Annotated in this window: 20 protein-coding genes; 15 read left to right on the plus strand and 5 right to left on the minus strand. The window is 59.4% G+C overall.

From position 1 onward, the window contains the following. Positions 1 to 3: 3 nt before the first annotated feature. Positions 4 to 627, minus strand: a complete 624-nt coding sequence (lolA, locus tag OPU96_RS06125) for an outer membrane lipoprotein periplasmic chaperone LolA (RefSeq protein ID WP_498558846.1) — start codon at positions 625 to 627, stop codon at positions 4 to 6. Between the two features lie 54 nt (positions 628 to 681). Further along, entirely contained in the window at positions 682 to 3,090 is a 2,409-nt protein-coding gene (locus tag OPU96_RS06130) for a DNA translocase FtsK (RefSeq protein ID WP_192296551.1), read from the minus strand. A 498-nt stretch (positions 3,091 to 3,588) separates the two neighbouring features. On the opposite strand from OPU96_RS06130, the gene aat reads away from it, so the two are divergent. The 3 genes from aat (at position 3,589) to infA (ending at position 5,355) form a co-directional block, all read left to right on the plus strand. Continuing rightward, positions 3,589 to 4,272 (plus strand): leucyl/phenylalanyl-tRNA--protein transferase, encoded by a 684-nt coding sequence (gene aat, locus OPU96_RS06135; protein ID WP_192296552.1) that lies wholly within the window; start codon positions 3,589 to 3,591, stop codon positions 4,270 to 4,272. 56 nt (positions 4,273 to 4,328) lie between these two features. Then, positions 4,329 to 5,036, plus strand: a complete 708-nt coding sequence (locus OPU96_RS06140) for an arginyltransferase (protein ID WP_226456373.1) — start codon at positions 4,329 to 4,331, stop codon at positions 5,034 to 5,036. A gap of 100 nt (positions 5,037 to 5,136) precedes the next feature. Next, a complete protein-coding gene (infA, locus tag OPU96_RS06145) occupies positions 5,137 to 5,355 on the plus strand; it encodes a translation initiation factor IF-1 (RefSeq protein WP_002553999.1) in 219 nt (72 codons plus the stop codon). A gap of 203 nt (positions 5,356 to 5,558) precedes the next feature. Here the strand turns inward: infA and clpA are convergent, their stop codons facing one another. Next, positions 5,559 to 7,829, minus strand: coding sequence for an ATP-dependent Clp protease ATP-binding subunit ClpA (gene clpA, locus OPU96_RS06150; protein ID WP_192296554.1), 2,271 nt, complete (start codon positions 7,827 to 7,829; stop codon positions 5,559 to 5,561). 29 nt (positions 7,830 to 7,858) lie between these two features. Further along, positions 7,859 to 8,227 (minus strand): ATP-dependent Clp protease adapter ClpS, encoded by a 369-nt coding sequence (gene clpS / locus OPU96_RS06155; RefSeq protein ID WP_005789091.1) that lies wholly within the window; start codon positions 8,225 to 8,227, stop codon positions 7,859 to 7,861. 218 nt (positions 8,228 to 8,445) lie between these two features. On the opposite strand from clpS, the gene cspD reads away from it, so the two are divergent. Further along, entirely contained in the window at positions 8,446 to 8,718 is a 273-nt protein-coding gene (gene cspD, locus OPU96_RS06160) for a cold shock domain-containing protein CspD (protein WP_305391087.1), read from the plus strand. An 81-nt stretch (positions 8,719 to 8,799) separates the two neighbouring features. On the opposite strand, the gene icd is transcribed toward cspD, so the two are convergent. After that, positions 8,800 to 10,056, minus strand: coding sequence for an NADP-dependent isocitrate dehydrogenase (gene icd / locus OPU96_RS06165; RefSeq protein ID WP_226456374.1), 1,257 nt, complete (start codon positions 10,054 to 10,056; stop codon positions 8,800 to 8,802). 493 nt (positions 10,057 to 10,549) lie between these two features. Here icd and OPU96_RS06170 point away from each other — a divergent pair, with 493 nt between their 5' ends. The 11 genes from OPU96_RS06170 (at position 10,550) to OPU96_RS06220 (ending at position 22,932) form a co-directional block, all read left to right on the plus strand. Then, a complete protein-coding gene (locus OPU96_RS06170) occupies positions 10,550 to 12,775 on the plus strand; it encodes an NADP-dependent isocitrate dehydrogenase (RefSeq protein WP_226456375.1) in 2,226 nt (741 codons plus the stop codon). A gap of 200 nt (positions 12,776 to 12,975) precedes the next feature. Continuing rightward, positions 12,976 to 13,422 carry an NUDIX hydrolase gene (locus OPU96_RS06175; RefSeq protein WP_226456380.1) on the plus strand — a complete coding sequence of 149 codons (447 nt, stop codon included), beginning with the start codon at positions 12,976 to 12,978 and terminating at the stop codon, positions 13,420 to 13,422. A 59-nt stretch (positions 13,423 to 13,481) separates the two neighbouring features. Further along, positions 13,482 to 14,606, plus strand: a complete 1,125-nt coding sequence (gene mnmA, locus OPU96_RS06180; protein ID WP_498558847.1) for a tRNA 2-thiouridine(34) synthase MnmA — start codon at positions 13,482 to 13,484, stop codon at positions 14,604 to 14,606. Continuing rightward, positions 14,603 to 15,226, plus strand: coding sequence for a high frequency lysogenization protein HflD (gene hflD, locus OPU96_RS06185; protein WP_176999529.1), 624 nt, complete (start codon positions 14,603 to 14,605; stop codon positions 15,224 to 15,226). Before mnmA ends, hflD begins: the two co-directional genes overlap by 4 nt. Before the next feature lie 125 nt (positions 15,227 to 15,351). Continuing rightward, entirely contained in the window at positions 15,352 to 16,722 is a 1,371-nt protein-coding gene (purB, locus tag OPU96_RS06190) for an adenylosuccinate lyase (protein ID WP_010209589.1), read from the plus strand. Positions 16,723 to 16,806: 84 nt separating this feature from the next. Next, on the plus strand, positions 16,807 to 17,973 hold the full coding sequence (locus OPU96_RS06195) for a ribosomal protein uL16 3-hydroxylase (RefSeq protein WP_226456382.1): 1,167 nt from the start codon (positions 16,807 to 16,809) through the stop codon (positions 17,971 to 17,973). Next, complete coding sequence (locus tag OPU96_RS06200) at positions 17,966 to 18,388, plus strand: GNAT family N-acetyltransferase (RefSeq protein WP_192296561.1); 423 nt, start codon at positions 17,966 to 17,968, stop codon at positions 18,386 to 18,388. Before OPU96_RS06195 ends, OPU96_RS06200 begins: the two co-directional genes overlap by 8 nt. Positions 18,389 to 18,619: 231 nt before the next feature. Next, a complete protein-coding gene (locus OPU96_RS06205; protein ID WP_226456383.1) occupies positions 18,620 to 19,354 on the plus strand; it encodes a secretin N-terminal domain-containing protein in 735 nt (244 codons plus the stop codon). A gap of 490 nt (positions 19,355 to 19,844) precedes the next feature. Beyond that, positions 19,845 to 21,170, plus strand: a complete 1,326-nt coding sequence (aceA, locus tag OPU96_RS06210) for an isocitrate lyase (RefSeq protein ID WP_016969250.1) — start codon at positions 19,845 to 19,847, stop codon at positions 21,168 to 21,170. A 663-nt stretch (positions 21,171 to 21,833) separates the two neighbouring features. Further along, complete coding sequence (locus OPU96_RS06215; RefSeq protein ID WP_003219575.1) at positions 21,834 to 22,247, plus strand: NADH-quinone oxidoreductase subunit A; 414 nt, start codon at positions 21,834 to 21,836, stop codon at positions 22,245 to 22,247. Positions 22,248 to 22,257: 10 nt separating this feature from the next. Then, positions 22,258 to 22,932 (plus strand): NuoB/complex I 20 kDa subunit family protein, encoded by a 675-nt coding sequence (locus tag OPU96_RS06220; RefSeq protein WP_012724951.1) that lies wholly within the window; start codon positions 22,258 to 22,260, stop codon positions 22,930 to 22,932. The last annotated feature ends 54 nt before the right edge of the window (positions 22,933 to 22,986 follow it).

Genomic DNA, 22,986 nt, shown 5'->3' on the forward strand with positions numbered 1-22,986 from the left:
AGATTATTCCTGGATCACGTCGGCACCCTTGGGGATGTCGAACTTGAACTTGGATGCGGCGACCGGCTCGTTGGCCTTGACCCCGGAGAACAGGATGTCGGTGCGCTGGCCGACGCTGTCGATCAGGCGCATGTTGTTGATCACGCCGTTGCCGAACGACAGGTGCAGGCTGTCGAACAGCGTGTCCTTGGATTTTGGCTTGAGGGTGAACTCGATCACGTTGCTGGTCTGCTTGGAGGTGATCTCGAAGCTGTCGCTGATCTTCGACACATCGCCCGACAACAGCAGCGCCGGGGTCTGGTTCAGGCGCGGGTCGAGCTTCTTGATGGTTACCTGCTCCAGGTCCGGGTCCCACAGGGTGACTTTCTGGCCGTCGGAGACAATGGTCTGATCGTTCGGCGCGTCGGTTTTCCAGAAAAACAGGCCAGGACGCTGCACGGCCATTTCGCCAGCGGTTTCCTGCAATTGGGTGCCGCCGCCGTCCAGGGTCAGTTGGGAGAAACGCGCGGTCAGGGTCTTGGATTTGTCCAACAGGTTGGTCAGGCTGGCGACCGAGGCCGGATCAGCGTGCGCCGAAACAGCAGTCAGGGCCAGTGCCGGCAACAACAGCATGCGGATAAGACGCATGGGAGTCCTCATTGAGTAGTCAGGGCGCGCCGTGTGCTGCCACACGGCGCGGGATCAGTCGCGCATCTGCCCGGGGGCAATGATTTCACGCGAGCCGTTGGTGTTCATCGCGGTCACGACGCCGGCCATTTCCATGGCTTCGATCATGCGGGCGGCGCGGTTGTAGCCGATTTTCAATTTACGCTGCACGGCAGAAATGGAGGCGCGGCGGCTTTCCAGTACAAAGGCCACGGCTTCGTCGTAGAGGGCGTCGGTTTCCGCATCGTCGTCACCGCCACCGCCGCCGCTCTCGAAGCCGCTGCCGGCTTCTTCGACGCCGTTGAGGATGTCGTCGTTGTATTCCGGGGCGCCACGCAGTTTCCAGGCTTCCACCACACGGTGCACTTCATCATCGGAGACAAAGGCGCCGTGTACACGGATCGGCAGACTGGTGCCCGGTGGCATGTAGAGCATGTCACCGTGGCCCAGCAGTTGTTCGGCGCCACCCTGGTCGATGATGGTCCGCGAGTCGATCTTGCTCGATACCTGGAACGCCATGCGCGTCGGGATGTTGGCCTTGATCAGACCGGTGATCACATCCACCGACGGACGCTGGGTTGCAAGGATCAAGTGAATACCGGCCGCACGGGCTTTCTGGGCGATACGGGCGATGAGCTCTTCAACTTTCTTGCCGACGATCATCATCATGTCGGCAAATTCGTCGACCACCACCACGATGGTCGGCAGCTTGGTCAGCAGCGGTGCTTCGTCGTGGATGCTTTCGCGCTTGTACAGCGGGTCGGCCAGCGGAGTGCCGGCGTCCTGGGCTTCCTTGACCTTGGCGTTGAAGCCCGACAGGTTACGCACGCCCATCTTCGCCATCAGCTTGTAGCGGCGCTCCATCTCGGCGACGCTCCAGCGCAGGGCATTGGCGGCGTCCTTCATGTCGGTGACAACCGGGCACAGCAGGTGCGGGATGCCCTCGTAGATCGACAACTCCAACATCTTCGGGTCGATCATGATCAGCTTGGCGTCATCCGGGCCGGACTTGAACAGGATCGACAGGATCATCGCGTTCACACCCACCGACTTACCCGAGCCGGTAGTACCGGCGACCAGCAGGTGCGGCATCTTCGCCAGGTCGGTGATCACCGGCTTGCCGCCGATGTCGTGGCCCAGGGCCAGGGTGACCGGCGACTTGAAGTTGTCGTATTCCGGCGTCGACAGCACTTCGGAGAAGCGCACGATCTGGCGGTCTTCGTTGGGAATCTCGATACCCACGGTGGTCTTGCCGGGAATCACCTCCACCACGCGGACGCTGGTCACGGCCAGGGAACGGGCCAGGTCTTTCGCCAGGTTGGAGATGCGGCTGACCTTGACGCCAGCGGCCGGCTGAATTTCGTAACGGGTAATGACGGGGCCGGGGTGGATCGAATCCACCGTCACTTCGACGCCGAATTCCTTCAGTTTGATTTCCAGCAGATGGCCGACAGCAGCCAGCGACTCCGGGGAATAGTTGAGCTGTTTCTTTTCGGCCGGGTCGAGGATCGAGATCGGCGGCAAGGTGCCTTCGACGGCGCTGTCGACAAACAGCGGCGCCTGTTTCTCTTTCTGCACACGGGCGCTCGGCTCGGGGGCCTTGGTCGGCACTGGAGCGATCACCGGCGGCACCTGCTTCTCGCGGTCCGACATGTGCTTGCTCAGGGCCTGTTCGCGCTCGATCAGGCGCTCCTTGACCTTGGCCTGCTCGCGGCGGTCAGGCGTGCTTGGTGCCACCACTTCGTTGACGCGTGTGTCCACCTCACGCAACTGGGCCACCATGCGCTTGCGCTCGACCCGGGCAGCCCACCAGCGATTGGCGGCGCCCTGGAACAGCTCCAGCAGGTCGAGGGTGATCTTGCCGGTCACATCCATCACCTTGAACCACGACAGGTCGGTGAACACCGTGAGGCCGAACAGAAACAGTGCGATAAACATCAGGGTGCTGCCCTGGATGTTCAGGGTCTTGCGCGCCAGGTCACCGAGGCTTTCGCCCAGCGCCCCCCCCGCGCCCGCCGGCAGGCCGGTAGGCGCATGGAAATGGATATGCGCCAGCGCCGCGCCGGACAGCACCAGGAACACCAGGCCGATCAGGCGCCAGGAGAACAGCCAGCCGCTCCACTGCCACGGCTCGTGGCGCTGGCGGAAGATCTGCCAGGTCTTGATCGCCAGCAGCAATGGGAAGATATACGCGAAGTAACCCAGCACCATGAACAGGATGTCGGCGCTGTAGGAGCCGGCAGGTCCGCCGAAGTTCTGCACGTCGTCGATCTTGCTGTTGTGGCTCCAGCCCGGATCGTCCTTGCCATAGGTGAGCAAGGCCATCATCAGGAACAGGCACAGCGCGCCGATAGCGATCAGCGCGCCTTCCTTGAGGCGGTAATGCAGGTGCTGGCGCCAGGCCGGCACGACTGCTGCTTTGGGTGTTGCGGCGGATTTCTTCAAAACGGGTCTTTTCCTGCGCCTTTGGCGCGTCCATCTATTGAATGACTGCAACTACTGCCCAATCCGAGCAGCTGAAAAATGAACGAACGTCGTTGATTCTACGTTTAACACTGGGTAATGGATCGATGAAACGGCGATAACGCCACAATGGCCGCATTGTACGGGTTTGTGTCCCCGATGCCACGCCCTTGCCCTTCCCCCAGCAGCATAGACAATTGAAGTGTCACATCAGGGTCAATTTGAGCATGCATTGTCTTTGCTGACAAAGGCTTATGGGTTGTTTTTACCAATCAGCGCAAGCTCGGCAAATGGCCTGCATGGCGCCGACCCGATTACGACCACATCCCCGGCAGAGAGTTGCAGAAACACCTGCTCACGCTAATCCCGACCGCCACCCGATTCGGGCTGGCCCTGAGGCGCTGCGTCGACAATAATCACCGCCACGTGCGGCAGGTGTCATACCTGCCACTCCCCTCCCCTTCCATAAGCCTGGATGCCATGCTGACCTGGTTGCAACGTGATTCCCTGACTTTCCCGCCATTGGCCAAGGCCATGCGCGAACCCAATGGCCTGCTGGCCGCCGGTGGTGACTTGTCGGCCGAACGGCTGGTGCAGGCCTATCGGCACGGTTGTTTTCCGTGGTTTTCGGATGGCCAGCCGATTCTCTGGTGGTCGCCGGACCCGCGCACGGTGATTTTCCCTGAAGAGCTGCATGTATCCCGCAGCCTGGGCAAACTGCTGCGCCAACAACGTTACACAGTGACCTTCGACCAGGACTTCGCCGCCGTGATCCAGGCCTGCGCGGCGCCGCGCGCCTATGCCGATGGCACCTGGATCACCCAAGGCATCCAGAGCGCCTACCTGGAGCTGCACAGGCGCGGCTACGCGCACTCCGTCGAGGTGTGGGACGCTGGCGAACTGGTGGGCGGCCTGTACGGCCTGGCGATGGGGCAACTGTTCTTTGGCGAGTCCATGTTCAGTCGTGCCGACAATGCATCGAAGTTCGGCTTTGCCACGCTTACCCGGCAATTGCAGGCTTGGGGCTTTGTACTGATCGACTGCCAGATGCCCAACGATCACCTGCACAGCCTGGGCGCCCGCGCCATACCGCGCAGTGAGTTCGCAGATTTCCTGCGCAACCACTTGGATCAACCCAACAGCGGACCCTGGGTGGTTTCCTAGGCGACTTTCGCGCACGTGGCTTACACTTGTTTCAAAGGCTATCCCGAGGGTTGATCATGACCGAGCTGGCACGCTTGAAGTTCTATGCCACTCAAGCCCACTCTTGCAGCTACCTGCCCGACGAGCAGGCTACCACTCTGTTCCTCGACCCCAGTCAGCCGATGGACGTGCACGTGTACGCCGACCTTTCGGAAATGGGGTTTCGCCGCAGCGGTGATCATCTGTACCGCCCCCATTGCCAGAACTGCAATGCCTGCGTGCCTGCGCGCATTCCTGTGGGGCAGTTTTTGCCGGATCGCAATCAGAAGCGCATCCTCAAGCGCAATGCCGACCTGACGGTCACAGCTACCAAGCCGCGCTTCAGTGAAGAGTATTTTGATCTTTACCAACGCTACATCGAACAACGCCATGCCGACGGCGACATGTTTCCGCCCAGCCGCGACCAGTTTTCCACGTTCCTGGTGCGCGACCTGCCGTTTTCGCGTTTCTACGAGTTCCGCCTCGACGGCCGGCTGCTGGCTGTCGCCGTGACCGACCTGCTGCCTAACGGCCTCTCGGCGGTCTACACCTTCTACGAGCCGGCAGAAGAGCGCCGCAGCCTGGGGCGCTTTGCAATCCTGTGGCAAATCGGCGAAGCCCTGCGCCTGGAACTGGAGGCGGTGTACCTCGGTTACTGGATCAAAAACTGCAAAAAGATGAACTACAAGACCCAATATCGCCCCATAGAACTGCTGATTAATCAAAGATGGGTCACGCTTAACTAGAACCCCTTGGCTTAAACACCCTTTTTCGGGCACAATGCACGCCGCTTTTGCCTGGCGCAGTTGCACCGGGCCATTCACTGGATACCGAGGGCTTTACTGCATGTCGAAAGAAGACAGCTTCGAAATGGAAGGCACTGTCGTCGACACCCTGCCCAACACCATGTTTCGTGTGGAGTTGGAAAATGGGCACGTCGTAACCGCGCATATCTCCGGCAAGATGCGCAAGAACTACATTCGTATTCTTACCGGTGACAAAGTGCGCGTCGAGCTGACGCCCTATGACTTGAGCAAAGGGCGCATCACTTACCGCGCTCGCTAAGCAAGTCAATACAAAACGCCCGGTTATGCCGGGCGTTTTTGTGTGGGAGCGGGCTTGCTCGCGAATGCGGTGGATCAGCCAATGAATCTATTGACTGACACTGCGCATTCGCGAGCAAGCCCGCCCCCACATTTGCTCCTCATGGTTTTCAAGACAGCAAAAAGGCGCCTTTCGGCGCCTTTTCGTTTTGTTGCAGCTATCGATCAGGCCATTTCAGCCGTGGTTTCGAACTCGAAGGTCAGCTCGCCATCCTTCAAGTCGATGTGCACCACACCGCCATGGTCGGACAGTTCGCCGAACAGGATCTCTTCGGCCAACGGCCGTTTGATCTTGTCCTGGATCAGGCGCGCCATCGGGCGTGCGCCCATTGCCGCGTCGTAGCCACCTTCGGCCAGCCAACTGCGCGCCGCATCGGTCACTTCCAACTGCACGCGTTTGTCTTCCAACTGCGCCTGCAACTCGGTAAGGAACTTGTCCACCACGCTTTTGATGACCTCGTGACTGAGGCGACCAAACTGGATAATGGTGTCCAGGCGGTTGCGGAACTCCGGCGTGAAGCTCTTCTTGATCACTTCCATCGCATCGGAAGAGTGATCCTGATGACTGAAGCCGATCGAAGCCCGCGCGGCCGTTTCAGCACCGGCGTTGGTGGTCATGATCACGATCACGTTGCGGAAATCCGCCTTGCGCCCGTTGTTGTCGGTCAGGGTCCCGTGATCCATGACCTGCAACAGCAGGTTGAAGACTTCCGGGTGGGCCTTTTCGATTTCATCGAGCAGCAATACGCAATGCGGTTGTTTAGTGATCGCTTCGGTCAGCAGGCCGCCCTGATCGAACCCGACATAACCCGGAGGTGCACCGATCAAGCGCGACACGGTGTGACGCTCCATGTATTCGGACATGTCGAAACGCACCAGCTCGATCCCCATGGCCTTGGCCAACTGCCGCGCCGCTTCGGTCTTGCCGACGCCGGTAGGGCCGGCGAACAGGAACGAGCCAACCGGCTTGTCCGGCGACTTGAGGCCCGCACGGGACAACTTGATCGCCGTGGACAGCGCGTCAATGGCAGCATCCTGGCCAAACACAGTGAGCTTGAGGTCGCGCTCCAGGTTACGCAGCAGCTCCTTGTCGGAGCTGTTGACGTGCTTAGGCGGAATACGCGCGATTTTCGCGACGATGTCCTCAACCTGAGCCACATCAATGCGTTTCACACGCTTCTCGACCGGTTGCAGGCGCTGATAGGCACCCGCCTCGTCGATCACATCGATAGCCTTGTCCGGCATGTGCCGATCGTTGATGTAGCGCGACGCCAGTTCGGCCGCCGCACGCAGCGCCTCATCGGTGTATTCGATGCCGTGGTGCGCTTCGAAACGCCCCTTGAGCCCGCGCAGGATGCCGATGGTGTCTTCGACCGAAGGCTCGGACACGTCGACTTTCTGGAAGCGACGCGCCAGGGCGCGGTCTTTTTCGAAGATGCCGCGGAATTCCTGGAAGGTGGTCGAGCCGATGCAACGGATATCACCCGAGGACAGCAGCGGCTTGAGCAGGTTGGAAGCATCCATCACGCCACCCGACGCCGCACCTGCACCAATGATAGTGTGGATCTCATCGATGAACAGGATCGCTTGCGGGCGTTTCTTCAGTTCGCCGAGCAATGCCTTGAAACGCTTCTCGAAATCGCCACGGTACTTGGTTCCGGCGAGCAATGCGCCCAGGTCCAGGGAGTAGACGACGCTATTGGCCAGCAGGTCCGGCACCTGGTTATCGACGATACGCTTGGCCAGGCCCTCGGCAATCGCGGTTTTACCCACGCCCGCCTCGCCCACCAGCAACGGATTGTTCTTGCGACGACGCGCTAGGATCTGCGCTACGCGCTCGACTTCAAGCTCACGCCCCACCAGCGGATCGATCCGCCCCTGGCGCGCCAGTTCGTTGAGATTGCTGGCATAGGCATCCAGTGGATTGCCCGAAGAAGAAGACTCACCGCCCTCGTCGTCCTGCATATCCTGCTCACCCTCGGAATGATCGCCGTGCCCAGGCACCTTGGAGATACCGTGGGCGATGTAGTTGACGACATCAATACGGGCAACGCTCTGCTGCTTGAGCAGGAACACTGCCTGGCTTTCCTGTTCGCTGAAGATCGCCACAAGCACATTGGCGCCCGTGACCTCACGCTTACCGGAGCTCTGCACGTGGAAAACCGCACGCTGAAGCACCCGCTGGAAGCCCAGGGTCGGCTGGGTTTCACGGTCTTCATCGTGGACTGGAATAAGTGGCGTTGTGGAGTCGATAAACTCCTGCAGGTCATGCTTGAGTTTGTCGAGGTTGGCGCCGCACGCACGCAAGACGGTGGCGGCAGCTTCGTTATCCAAAAGTGCCAGCAGCAGGTGTTCGACGGTCATGAATTCATGACGTTTCGAACGAGCCTCCTTGAAGGCAAGATTGAGGGTGACTTCGAGCTCGCGGTTTAACATAGCTTCACCTCATACCCAAGTGGTCGGCGTTAACCGTCCTTCTCGATTTCACAGAGTAGCGGATGCTGGCTTTCCCTGGCGTACTGGTTGACCTGCATGGCCTTTGTCTCGGCGATGTCGCGGGTAAACACTCCACATACTGCCCGTCCTTCTGTATGAACGGCCAGCATTACCTTGGTCGCCAACTCGCGGTTCAGGTTAAAAAACACCTCGAGCACTTCGACGACGAAATCCATCGGTGTGTAGTCATCATTGAACAAAACCACCTTGTACATCGGCGGCGCCTGTAGAGCAGGCTTGGCCTCCTGAACAGCAATGCCTGCAGAACCGTCGTCGTCATGTTCCTGATCCGGGCGATCCTGATTGAATGTTAGTCGAATCTGGCTGTTTGCATGCATGGAAAGAAAGGTTCGTCAGTGGTTCAAATACAGTGGTGGGGGCGACCTGTCAGAATTTCAACTCTGACCGACTGGTCGCCTTGACTATCGGCAAATCGGTGTTACAACCAATAGAACCCACAGTGGGTAAAAAAGGTCCGCGCAGTCAACCTTATTTATTCGGGTTAGGACGGATAAACTGGATGATACTCCAGTGATGGAGTCTGGTGCAGAGGGATATGGAGATGGCAAGCGGTAAGGTCAAGTGGTTCAACAATGCCAAGGGATACGGCTTCGTCAACGAAGAGGGCAAGAGTGACGATCTTTTTGCCCATTACTCAGCAATCACCATGGAAGGTTATAAAACGCTGAAAGCCGGCCAACCTGTGAGTTTTGACATAATTCAAGGACCTAAAGGGCTGCATGCCGTAAACATCTCTGCGGTTACGGCGGACACCCCTGCAAAACCTGCAACAACCACGGCTCACAAAGAAAAGAAATTAACGGCTTAACCGCCACTGAGCCTGGGGGTTGCAGTAAAAAAAACGGCCATCCCACTCAAACCGGGATGGCCGTTTTTGTGTGCCCGTCTTTTACATATGCGAAATCAACGCATCGCCAAAGCCCGACGACGACACCAACTTCGCCCCTTCCATCAAGCGCTCGAAATCATAGGTCACAGTCTTGGCCGAAATCGCACCATTGGTCCCCTTGATGATCAGGTCTGCCGCTTCCGTCCAGCCCATGTGGCGCAACATCATTTCCGCCGACAGGATCAGCGACCCCGGGTTGACCTGATCCTTGCCCGCGTACTTGGGCGCGGTGCCGTGGGTGGCTTCGAACATCGCCACGGTATCGGACAGGTTGGCGCCCGGCGCAATACCGATACCGCCCACCTCTGCCGCCAGGGCGTCGGACAAGTAATCGCCGTTCAGGTTAAGCGTGGCAATCACATCGTACTCAGCCGGACGCAGCAGGATCTGCTGAAGCATGGCGTCAGCAATGGCATCTTTAACCACGACATTCTTGCCAGTCTTTGGATTCTTGAACTGCATCCACGGGCCGCCATCGAGCAGCGTGGCACCAAACTCCTCAGCTGCCACTTCATAGGCCCACTCCTTGAAGGCCCCCTCGGTGAACTTCATGATGTTGCCTTTATGCACGATGGTCAGGGAGTCGCGGTCGTTATCCACGACATACTGAAGCGCTTTACGCGCCAGACGCTTGGTCCCCTCTTTGGACACCGGCTTCACACCGATCCCGCAATCCTGGTCGAAACGGATCTTGGTAACGCCCATTTCCTCCTTGAGGAACTTGATGACCTTGATCGCTTCCGCAGAACCGGCCTTCCACTCGATACCGGCGTAAATGTCCTCGGAGTTCTCGCGGAAGATGGTCATGTCCACATCTCCCGGCTTCTTGACCGGGCTCGGCACGCCTTCGAACCAGCGCACCGGACGCAGGCACACATACAGGTCGAGCTGTTGGCGCAAGGCCACGTTCAGCGAACGGATGCCACCGCCGACCGGCGTGGTCAACGGCCCCTTAATGGAAACCACGTAATCCTTGACCGCATCCAGGGTCTCCTGGGGCAGCCAGGTGTCCTGGTCGTAGACTTGAGTCGCCTTCTCGCCGGCATAAACCTCCATCCACGAGATCTTGCGCTTGCCGCCGTAGGCCTTTTCAACAGCTGCGTCGACCACCTTGATCATCACCGGGCTGATGTCGACGCCGATACCATCACCCTCGATAAAAGGGATGATCGGATTATTAGGAACATTGAGAGAATGGTCTGCATTGACGGTGATTTTGTCGCCGACGGCTGGAACCTGAATCTTCTTGTATCCCATGCTGAACTCCATCTTTGGATTGAACATCTGGCTGCGTTCGAGCCTACTCCAGATACATGACGACTGAAACCTCACGCCACGGTCATTTGCGTCGAAAACAGCACATTTTGTCGTCTACAAGCCTGAAATCTAAGGCAAATTCGCCAATCTTGAGCACGCCATACGACTTTGGGCGCAATGGGGTACCTGCGACCTTTAGACCAATGGACGACACACCTTTTGTATGAAGGCTCGGCGTAAGCATAGCGACCTATGTATAATGCCGCCGCTGACCCAAGAGTCACGACGGCGGACCGCTCTAGAACACAGCCTTCCGCTACAAAGCAGGACTATTACAATAGCCCACCCGCTTGACGCTCGACTGATGCAACCCAACATCACCGCGAAGAAACCTCGACATTTCGCTCATGGATGGCTTTGAACGAACGCGCTCCACCCGGCGCATCTCGAGTTTCTGCGCACGCTTTCAGCAAAGAAGAGAGTTAATCCGAATATGCCCACCCGCTCGAAGATCATCTACACCTTCACCGACGAAGCCCCGGCCCTCGCCACCTATTCACTGCTGCCTATCGTAGAGGCCTTCACCGCTTCCGCTGATATTGCCGTGGAAACCCGCGACATCTCCCTCGCCGCGCGCATCCTCGCAAGCTTCCCCGAGCAATTGGGCGCCAAGGCCATCCCGGACCACCTCGCCGAACTGGGCGACCTGGCCGTTACGCCTGAAGCCAACATCATCAAGCTGCCTAACATCAGCGCCTCGACCCCGCAGCTGCAAGCCGCGATCAAGGAACTGCAGGCCCAGGGCTACGCCCTGCCGGACTACCCGGAAACCGTAACCACCGACGCGGAAAAAGAAACCCGCGCACGTTACGACAAGGTCAAGGGCAGCGCCGTGAACCCGGTACTGCGCGAAGGCAACTCCGACCGCCGCGCACCGCTGTCGGTCAAGAACTACGCACGCAAGCACCCGCACAAAATGGGCGCCTGGGCTGCCGACTCCAAGTCGCACGTTGCCCACATGAACAGTGGCGACTTCTACGGCAGCGAAAAAGCCGTACAGATCGAAGGCGCCGATGCTGTCAAAATCGAGCTGATCGCCCAGGACGGCACCGCCACTGTCCTGAAGGAAAAGACTTCGGTACAGGCCGGCGAAATCATCGACAGCGCCGTATTGAGCAAGAATGCACTGCGTTCGTTCATCGCCGCTGAAATCGAAGACGCCAAGAAACAAGGCGTGCTGCTGTCGGTCCACCTCAAAGCCACCATGATGAAGGTCTCCGACCCGATCATGTTCGGCCAGATCGTTGCCGAGTTCTATAAAGACGCCCTGGCCAAGCACGCCACCGTGCTGGAACAGATCGGCTTCAACCTGAACAACGGCATCGGCGACCTGTACGCTCGCATCAAGGCCCTGCCGGCCGACCAGCAGGCGCAGATCGAAGCTGACATCCAGGCGGTCTATGCCGCTCGCCCTTCCCTGGCGATGGTCAACTCCGACAAAGGCATCACCAACCTGCACGTGCCGAGCGACGTGATCGTCGACGCCTCGATGCCAGCCATGATCCGTGACTCCGGCAAAATGTGGGGCACCGACGGCCAGCTGCACGATACCAAGGCCGTGATCCCGGATCGCTGCTACGCCACCATCTACCAGGCCGTCATCGAAGACTGCAAGGCCCATGGCGCTTTCGACCCGACCACCATGGGCAGCGTGCCAAACGTTGGCCTGATGGCGAAGAAAGCCGAAGAGTACGGCTCCCACGACAAGACCTTCCAGATCAAGGCCGACGGCGTAGTCCGCGTCACCGACAGCAAGGGCAACCTGCTGATGGAACAGAAAGTCGAAGCCGGCGACATCTTCCGCATGTGCCAGACCAAAGACGCGCCGATCCAGGACTGGGTCAAACTGGCCGTCAACCGCGCCCGCGCCAGCGCCACTCCAGCGATCTTCTGGCTGGACCCACAGCGCGCGCACGACGGCGTCGTGGTCGAGAAAGTCCAGGCTTACCTGAAAGACCACAACACCGAAGGCCTGGACATCCGCATCATGGCTCCGGTCGACGCGATGAAGTTCACCCTGGAACGCACCCGCAAGGGCCTGGACACCATCTCGGTGACCGGCAACGTGCTGCGCGACTACCTGACCGACCTGTTCCCGATCATGGAACTGGGCACCAGCGCCAAGATGCTGTCCATCGTGCCACTGATGAACGGTGGTGGCCTGTTCGAAACCGGCGCCGGCGGCTCGGCCCCGAAACACGTGCAACAGCTGGTGGAAGAAAACTTCCTGCGCTGGGATTCCCTGGGTGAGTTCCTGGCCCTGGCGGCCTCCCTTGAGCACTTGGGTGTGACGTACAACAACCCGAAAGCCCTGGTACTGTCCAAGACCCTGGACCAGGCTACCGGCCAGTTCCTCGACAACAACAAGTCGCCATCGCGCAAAGTCGGCAACATCGACAACCGCGGCAGCCACTTCTACCTGGCACTGTACTGGGCTCAAGCCCTGGCAGCCCAGACCGAAGACACCGCACTGCAAGCGCAGTTCGGCGAACTGGCCAAGACCCTGACCGAGAACGAAGCGACCATCGTTGCCGAGCTCAACGCCGTACAGGGCAAGCCAGTGGACATCGGCGGCTACTACGCGCCGAGCCCGGAACTGACCAGCAAGGCCATGCGCCCAAGCAACACCCTCAACGCGGCGATTGCCAAGTTGAAGTAAGGTTGTAAGGATGCAAAGAAGCCCCGGCCCAGCGCCGGGGTTTCTGTTTGCACTACCCCCGATTGCATTGAAGAAACCCAATCAAATGTGGGAGCAGGCTTGCCTGCGATAGCTGTCTGCCCACTGAGACAGCTGTAGCTGACCCACCAGCTCCCACATTGACCAGGTTTCTCCGGCCACATCATCCTTGAGACTCGCTTATGACCTGGCAACCCCACATCACCGTCGCCACCATCGTCGAAGACAACGGCCGCTTTCTTATGGTCGAAGAACTCAAAAACGGCCGCGCCGTGCTCAACCAACCCGCCGGCCATCTCGACCCGCACGAAACCCTCACCGAAGCCGCTGTGCGCGAAACCCTCGAAGAAACCGGGTGGGACGTCGAAGCCACCGGCATCGTCGGCATCTACCTGTACACCGCGCCGAGCAACGGCGTGACCTATCAGCGGGTTTGCTTCATCGCCAAGGCACTCAAACACCACCCCGACTACCCACTCGACGAAGGCATCCTGCGTGCCCGCTGGCTGAGCCGTGAGGAACTGCTGGCCGTGCGTGACGACTGGCGCAGCGAGCTGATCATCCGCTGTATTGATGATTATCTGGCCGGCCAGCATCACAGTCTCGAATTGATCCGCCCTTCTCTTTAGCCTTGAAGGCCCGAGCCTGATAGAATCGCGTCCTTTTTCAAGACACCCGTTGAAACCCTATGCGTGATCCAGCCCCTTCTGACACACAAAAGAAGCGCGTCATCGTCGGCATGTCCGGCGGCGTGGATTCTTCCGTTTCCGCCGCTCTGCTCATGGAGCAGGGTTATGAGGTGGAAGGCCTGTTCATGAAGAACTGGGAAGAAGACGATGGAACGGAATATTGCACCGCCATGGACGACCTGGCGGACGCCCAGGCCGTGTGCGACAAGATCGGCATCAAGCTGCACACCGCCAACTTCGCCGCCGAGTACTGGGATAACGTGTTCGAGCACTTCCTGGCCGAATACAAGGCCGGTCGCACGCCGAACCCGGACATCCTGTGCAACCGCGAAATCAAGTTCAAGGCGTTCCTCGACTACGCCATGATGCTTGGCGCCGACCTGATTGCCACTGGCCACTACGTGCGCCGCCGCGATGTCGACGGCCGCACCGAACTGCTCAAGGGCCTGGACCCAAACAAGGACCAGAGCTACTTCCTTCACGCCGTCGGCGGCGAACAGATCGCCAAGACCCTGTTCCCGGTGGGTGAGCTGGAAAAGCCCGAAGTGCGCAAGATCGCCGAGCAACACGGCCTGGCCACCGCCAAGAAGAAGGATTCCACCGGGATCTGCTTTATCGGCGAGCGCCGCTTCAGCGACTTCCTCAAGCAATACCTGCCAGCACAACCTGGCGAAATCAAAACCACCGACGGTGAAGTGATCGGCCGCCACCACGGCCTGATGTACCACACCATCGGCCAGCGCCAGGGCCTGGGCATCGGCGGCCTGAAAGACGCCGGCGAAGAGCCGTGGTACGTGCTGATCAAAGACCTGGAGCACAACGAGCTGATCGTGGGCCAGGGCAATGAACATCCATTGCTGTTCTCCGGCGCCCTGCTCGCTTCGGAAATCTACTGGGTCAACCCGATCGACCTGAGCACCCCACGCCGCCTGACCGCCAAAGTGCGCTATCGCCAGAGCGACCAGGCATGCACCCTGGAAAAAACCGCTACAGGCTACCGCGCAACCTTCGATGACCCACAGCGTGCGGTCACTCCGGGCCAATCCGTGGTGTTCTATGACGGCGAAATCTGCCTGGGCGGCGGCGTGATTGAAATCGCCGAAGCCTGGAGCCAAAAGGCATGAGCCCGACCCAGGAGCAATTGACGGCACTGGGCGGGGTTTTCCTCGCCGCTGTATTGGTGGACAAGATCGCCAAGACCGGCCAGGTCACCGAGGCTGGCCTGACCTGCATGCTCGGCAGCCTGCTGATCCGCGACCCCAAGGACACCCTGGAAGTCTACGGTGGCGACGACCTGGCACTGCGCGAAGGTTATCGCGCGCTGATCGGCGCCCTGGAACGCGACCCCAGCACCCTGCAGCGCGAACCGTTGCGCTACGCCCTGTCGATGCTCGGGCTGGAGCGTCAACTGGCCAAGCGCGAGGATATGCTGGAGATCATCGGCAAGCGCCTGCCGCAAATACAGTCCCAGGTGGAACACTTCGGCCCCGCCCACGAAAACGTGATCGCGGCCTGTGGTGCGCTGTACCAGGACACCTTGAGCACCTTGCGCCAGCGGATCCAGGTGCACGGCGACATGCGCAACCTGCAACAACCGAACAACGCCTCGAAAATCCGCGCCCTGCTCCTGGCCGGTATTCGTTCGGCGCGGCTGTGGCGCCAGTTGGGCGGTCATCGTTGGCAGTTGGTCATCAGCCGTCGCAAATTGCTCAAAGAGCTTTACCCGTTGATGCGCAACGAATAAGTCGCAGCAACAAGCGTTTTTCAAGCCGTTACGCGTAATACGCCGGTCAGTTGGCGACGGACCGGCGGATTTTTTCATGTATGATACGCGCCCCATTTCGTTGCCCGACTGTCCGAGAACACCCCATGCAGCTCTCTTCGCTCACTGCGGTTTCCCCTGTTGACGGCCGCTACGCCGGCAAAACCCAGGCCCTGCGCCCTATTTTCAGCGAATACGGCTTGATCCGTGCTCGTGTCCTGGTTGAAGTGCGCTGGCTCCAGCGCCTGGCCGCTCACCCTGCCATCAGCGAAGTGCCGGCGTTCTCCGCCGAAGCCAACGCTGTATTGAACACCCTGGCGGAAAACTTCTCCCTGGAGCACGCCGAGCGTGTAAAAGAGATCGAGCGCACCACCAACCACGACGTAAAAGCCATCGAATACCTGCTCAAAGAGCAAGCGGCCAAGCTGCCAGAGCTGGCCCAGGTCAGCGAGTTCATCCACTTTGCCTGCACCAGCGAGGACATCAACAACCTGTCCCACGCACTGATGCTGCGCGAGGGCCGTGATGACGTGATGCTGCCGCTGATGCGCCAGACCGCCAATGCCATCCGTGAGCTGGCGATCCGCTTCGCCGACGTGCCGATGCTGTCGCGCACCCACGGCCAGCCGGCTTCGCCGACGACCCTGGGTAAAGAACTGGCCAACGTGGTGTACCGCCTGGAGCGTCAGATCGCTCAGGTCGCAGCCGTGCCGTTGCTGGGCAAGATCAACGGCGCCGTGGGCAACTACAACGCCCACCTCTCGGCCTACCCGGAGATCGACTGGGAAGCCAACGCCCGCGCCTTCATCGAAGATGAGCTGGGCCTGGGTTTCAACCCGTACACCACGCAGATCGAACCGCACGACTACATTGCCGAGCTGTTCGACGCGATCGCGCGCTTCAACACCATCCTGATCGACTTCGATCGCGACATCTGGGGCTACATTTCCCTGGGTTACTTCAAGCAGCGCACCATTGCCGGTGAAATCGGTTCGTCGACCATGCCGCACAAGGTCAACCCGATCGACTTCGAAAACTCCGAAGGCAACCTCGGCATCGCCAACGCCCTGTTCCAGCACCTGGCCAGCAAGTTGCCGATCTCCCGCTGGCAGCGCGACCTGACCGACTCCACCGTACTGCGCAACCTCGGTGTGGGCTTCGCTCACAGCGTGATCGCGTACGAAGCCAGCCTCAAAGGGATCAGCAAACTGGAACTCAACGAGCAGAAAATCGCCGCTGACCTGGATGCCTGCTGGGAAGTGCTGGCCGAGCCGATCCAGACCGTGATGCGCCGTTACAACATCGAAAACCCGTACGAGAAGCTGAAAGAGTTGACGCGTGGCAAGGGCATCAGCCCTGAAGCGCTGCAAACTTTCATCGACGGCCTGGACATGCCAGCCGCCGCCAAGGCCGAGCTGAAACTGCTCACCCCGGCCAACTACATCGGCAACGCTGTAGAGCAAGCCAAGCGCATCTGATCATCGCAAGACCCTTTGAGACGCCCGGCCGCGCCGGGCGTTTTTATTCCAGTCTGAAAAGTGCTTTATTTCAATAGGTTACACATGAATCCTGACATCCCTCTTCAACTTCTGGGCGGCATCACGGCACGGGAATTCCTGCGCGACTACTGGCAGAAAAAACCGCTGCTGATCCGCCAGGCCATTCCTGATTTCGAAAGCCCGATCGACGCCGACGAACTGGCCGGCCTGGCCCTTGAAGAAGAAGTCGAGTCGCGCCTGGTGATCGAACACGGCGAGCGTCCGTGGGAGCTGCGTCGCGGCCCGTTCGCCGAAGATGCCTTCAGCGCCCTGCCCGAGCGCGAGTGGACCCTGCTGGTGCAAGCGGTTGACCAGTTCGTACCGGAAGTCGCCGAGTTGCTGGAGCAGTTCCGTTTCCTGCCAAGCTGGCGCATCGACGACGTGATGATCAGCTTCGCCGCGCCGGGTGGCAGCGTCGGCCCGCACTTCGACAACTACGACGTGTTCCTGCTGCAAGCCCAGGGCAAGCGCAACTGGAAGATCGGCCAGATGTGCAGCTCCGAAAGCCCGCTGCTGCAGCACGCCGACCTGCGCATCCTCGCCGAATTCGAAGAAAGCGCCGAGTGGGTACTGGAACCGGGCGATATGCTCTACCTGCCACCGCGCCTGGCGCACTTCGGCATCGCCGAAGATGACTGCATGACCTACTCGGTCGGCTTCCGCGCACCAAGTGCCGCCGAAGTGCTGACCCACTTCACCGACTTCCTCGCCCAATACCTGACCGACGAAGAGCGCTACACCGACGCCGACGCCCAGCCGGTCAGCGATCCGCACCAGATCCAGAGCGACGCCCTCGACCGCCTGAAAAGCCTGCTGGCCGAGCACATGAGCGATGAGCGCATGCTGCTGACCTGGTTCGGCCAGTTCATGACCGAGCCGCGCTACCCTGAACTGGTTGCCGGTGAGGAACTGGGTGAAGAAGACTTCATCAGCGCCCTGCAAGACGGTGCGATCCTGGTGCGCAACCCGAGCGCGCGCATGGCTTGGTCGGAAGTGGACGACGATGTACTGCTGTTCGCTAGCGGCCAGAGCCGTTACCTGCCGGGCAAACTGCGCGAGCTGCTGAAACTGGTGTGCTCCGCCGACGCCCTGCACGCCGAGAACCTCGGCCCATGGCTGGCCGACGAAGACGGCCGCGATCTGCTGTGCGAACTGGTCAAGCAAGGGAGCCTGGGGTTTGCCGATGAATAAGATTCACGTAAGTGTCGCGGACTGGCAAAAGGACATCGCTGAGATACGGCGCATTCGTGAAGCGGTATTTATCGCTGAGCAATCGGTTCCACCTGAGCTGGAATGGGACGCGGACGACGCTGATGCGGTGCATTTCCTCGCATTTGAAGGCGACTTTCCGATTGGCACCGCTCGCCTGCTGCCCAGCGGCGAGATTGGCCGCGTCTCGGTACTCAAGGACTGGCGCGGGCTGAAAGTCGGCGACAAGCTGATGGAAGCGGTGATCGGCGAAGCCGAGAAACGTGGCCAGACCAAGCAGTTCCTCAGTGCGCAGGTGTATGCGGCGCCGTTTTACGAGCGGCTGGGCTTCAAGATCGTCAGTGACGAGTTTCTTGAAGTCGGGATTCCGCATGTGGATATGGTGCGCGAGGGCTGACTCCAGACCGCGCCGCCTGCATCGCAGGCAAGCCAGCCCCCACATTTGACCGAGGCCTTCCCTTGGAATGCGGTCAAAATGTGGGAGCTGGCTTGTTCGCGAAAGCGATATCAGCCGCACTACAAATGCCCTGCACTGCCAGGGCATTTTGCCGTCTACGATTCAACAAGCACCCCATCCAGCCGACAAACTGGCACTATCCAGCCTAAATGACTCGCAGAGATAACGGACATGTCCCTACGCACCCTGCTCACCGCCCTGCTCCTGACCGCCAGCGTCACGGCCATGGCCGACACCGAAGTCGTCAACCTGAGCAACCGTACCAGCGCCGACCTGCTGCCAGTGGCGCAGAATTTCATTGGCAAGGACGGCACCGTGAGCGCCTACGGTAACCAACTGATCGTCAAGGCAGACCCCGCCAAGATCCAGGACCTGCGCGCCCTGCTCTCGCAGCTCGACACCCCGGCCAAGCGCCTACTGATCACTGTCGACACCAACGAGAACAACCAGCAGAGCGGCGACAACCAGACCCGCATCATCAGCTACGGCACCGCCAGCCGTGAAGGCGGCGTGCAGCAGATCCAAGCCAGCGAAGGTGTACCCGCACTGATCCAGGTCGGCCAGAGCGTTCCGCTGACCACAACCCAGCCGGATGCCTACGGCCGCCCGCAAAACCAGACCCAATACCGCAACGTAACCCAGGGCTTCTACGTGACCGCCAGCGTCACCGGCGAGACCGTGCACCTGGCGATCAGTACCAACCGTGACCGCATGAGCCAGGAACGTCCCGATGTAGTGAACGTACAAAGTACCGACACAACTGTCAGCGGGCGCCTGGGTGAGTGGATCACCCTGGCCGGCATCAACCGCGAGACCCAGGCCGACAAATCCTCCACAACCCGCACCTACTCTACTCAGGGCCGCGATGACCTGACTTTGCGGGTCAAGGTCGACACCCTGAACTGAAGCACCAAAAACTGACTGATGAGTCGTCTTAGACTAAAGATGTAGTGCTTGAAAAATAGCACTACAAAACATTTGACGATCCAAAAAAGCATGGGCATGATGGCCTCGCTCCCGCTAATCAGGGGCCCTGGCAAGGGCCTTCGGATCGCGCTCCAAGCTACCCACCCGAGCCGATTCGTGTCTGTACCGCCCACAAGGTGTGTTTGACGAGGTTGCGACTGGAACGAAGTTGTCCCGAGGGACGGAAGCCAACCAGGTAACCCGGCAATACACTGATGGATCGTACAAAGGCCCACGACGCCCGAAGACCGCCCGCAGTTCGCCTCTACCTGCTCAACTCCTCCTTGAGTCTATCGTTCATCCCGTCGCATTCCCCCGCCAGACCCGACATGACCGCCTAGGCTTCTGGTCAGCGAGCAGCCCTGCCCATGCATTGAATGCACGGCTGGAAAACGGATCTTCTAAACAAGACGCGACGAGGTTTACTCCCATGGCACTGACACGCGAACAGCAAATTGCAGCCCTCGAAAAAGACTGGGCTGAAAACCCACGCTGGAAAGGCGTGACCCGCGCTTATTCCGCTGCTGACGTCGTCCGCCTGCGTGGCTCGGTTCAACCTGAGCACACCTTTGCAAAACTCGGCGCCGAGAAGCTGTGGAACCTGGTCACCCAAGGGGCCAAGCCTTCCTTCCGTCCCGACAAAGATTTCGTCAACTGCATGGGCGCCCTTACTGGCGGCCAGGCAGTCCAACAGGTAAAAGCCGGTATCCAGGCGATCTACCTGTCCGGCTGGCAAGTGGCAGCAGACAACAACTCCGCTGAATCCATGTACCCCGACCAATCGCTGTACCCGGTGGACTCGGTTCCAACCGTGGTCAAGCGCATCAACAACTCGTTCCGTCGTGCCGACCAGATCCAGTGGAAAGCCGGCAAGAACCCGGGCGACGAAGGCTACATCGACTACTTCGCACCTATCGTGGCTGACGCAGAAGCCGGCTTCGGCGGCGTACTGAACGCCTACGAGCTGATGAAGAGCATGATCGAGGCTGGCGCTGCCGGCGTGCACTTCGAAGACCAACTGGCTTCGGTGAAGAAATGCGGCCACATGGGCGGCAAGGTACTGGTCCCAACCCAGGAAGCCGTACAGAAACTGACTGCTGCCCGTCTGGCGGCTGACGTTGCCGGCACGCCAACCATCATCCTGGCGCGTACCGACGCCAACGCGGCTGACTTGCTGACCTCGGATTGCGACCCGTACGACAAGCCGTTCGTCACTGGCGAACGTACCCAGGAAGGCTTCTACAAAGTCCGCGCCGGCCTGGACCAAGCCATTGCCCGTGGCCTGGCCTACGCCCCGTATGCCGACCTGATCTGGTGCGAAACCGCCAAGCCGGACCTGGACGAAGCCCGTCGCTTCGCTGAAGCGATCAAGAAGGAATACCCGGACCAACTGCTGTCCTACAACTGCTCGCCTTCTTTCAACTGGAAGAAGAACCTGGACGACGCGACCATCGCCAAGTTCCAGCGCGAACTGTCCGCCATGGGCTACAAGCACCAGTTCATCACCCTGGCCGGCATCCACAACATGTGGCACAGCATGTTCAACCTGGCGCATGACTACGCCCGCAACGACATGACTGCCTACGTGAAGCTGCAGGAGCAGGAATTCGCTGACGCCGCCAAGGGTTACACTTTCGTGGCGCACCAGCAGGAAGTGGGCACCGGCTACTTCGACGACATGACCACCGTGATCCAGGGCGGCACCTCGTCCGTGACCGCACTGACCGGCTCGACCGAAGAAGAGCAGTTCCACTAAGCACCGCCTACACGGCCACTGCAGCCCCAAGGAAGACCTAACCGCAGTGCCGCACAAAGATCACGCCCCGACCTGTTCGGGGCGTTTTTTTGCACAGCTGAAAATCCGACTGACACAACACAGATCAAAATGTGGGAGCTGGCTTGCCTGCGAGGGCAGTACACCAACCAGCCACCGCATTCATTTGCTGACACACTGCCATCGCGGGCAAGCCCGCCCCCACAAGGGAAATGCATTCAGCCCGGAGATTTTCGGCAAAACATTGATCCAGAGCGGTATTTGCGCGCGAAAAAACGGTTAAAAGATCCCCGCCGACAACTAAGCGACAATCAAGCAAGTAACGCTAACTTTCCGCGCCGCACGAGAAACATTCGCTTAAACCCCACGCAAACAATATTCATTATCATTTGGCGCATAAAAACTTCGTTACAGGCTAAACAAAACACATTTGATAAAATGCCCGCTAATGCCCGCTACACAAGGGCTACAGCCCCATCGAGGTGCACTATGTCCTTATTCCATCGAATAATTTCGCCATAGGAATTTTACTTGCCCGGTGTTTAGCCATAAAATCACCGCGATTGATTGCAGTGCGACATATCGTCACTGCATCGTTACTTTTTCGAGCTCAGAGACCTTTGCTCTCTGTTAAGGATTTCCAGCATGACCGAAGCGACAGGACTCATGGCCCACAACTGGGGCTTTGCCATTTTCCTCCTCGGTGTTGTCGGCCTCTGCGCCTTCATGCTCGGCGTCTCCAGCCTCCTCGGGTCAAAAGCCTGGGGCCGCAGCAAGAATGAACCGTTCGAGTCCGGCATGCTGCCTACAGGTGGCGCCCGCTTGCGGCTCTCAGCCAAATTCTATCTGGTCGCGATGCTGTTCGTGATCTTCGATATCGAAGCCCTCTTTCTCTTTGCCTGGTCTGTGTCCGTCCGCGAAAGCGGCTGGACCGGATTCGTCGAAGCTCTCGTTTTCATAGCAATTCTGTTGGCAGGCCTTGTCTACCTATTCCGAGTGGGCGCCCTTGATTGGGCTCCGGAAGCTCGTCGTAAGCGGCAAGCGAAGCTGAAACAATGAGGCTTTGGCGATGCAATACAATCTCACCAGGATCGACCCGGATGCTCCTAACGATCAGTACCCCATCGGCGAACGGGAAACCGTCTCCGATCCGTTAGAAGATCAAGTCCACAAAAACATCTACATGGGCAAGCTGGAAGACGTGCTGAGTGGCGCGGTCAACTGGGGGCGTAAGAACTCCCTGTGGCCGTACAACTTCGGTCTTTCGTGCTGCTACGTAGAGATGACCACCGCCTTCACGGCTCCCCATGACATCGCGCGCTTCGGCGCCGAGGTTATCCGGGCATCACCGCGCCAGGCGGATTTCATGGTTATCGCCGGCACCTGCTTCATCAAGATGGCGCCGATCATCCAGCGCCTCTACGAGCAAATGCTTGAACCCAAGTGGGTGATCTCCATGGGTTCGTGCGCCAACTCCGGTGGCATGTACGACATCTACTCCGTAGTCCAAGGGGTGGACAAGTTCCTGCCCGTGGATGTCTACGTGCCTGGCTGCCCGCCTCGCCCTGAAGCGTTCTTGCAAGGCTTGATGCTGTTGCAGGAATCGATAGGCAAGGAACGTCGCCCACTGTCCTGGGTTGTCGGAGATCAAGGCGTGTATCGCGCCGAGATGCCTTCGCAAAAGGAACAGCGCCGCGAACAGCGAATCGCAGTCACCAACCTGCGCAGCCCTGACGAAGTCTGATCCAGCACCGCTTCTTTTATAGAACGATACCCTGGCTTCATTCTTTACGTTGAC

The organism is Pseudomonas sp. RP-B7 (assembly GCF_059803535.1).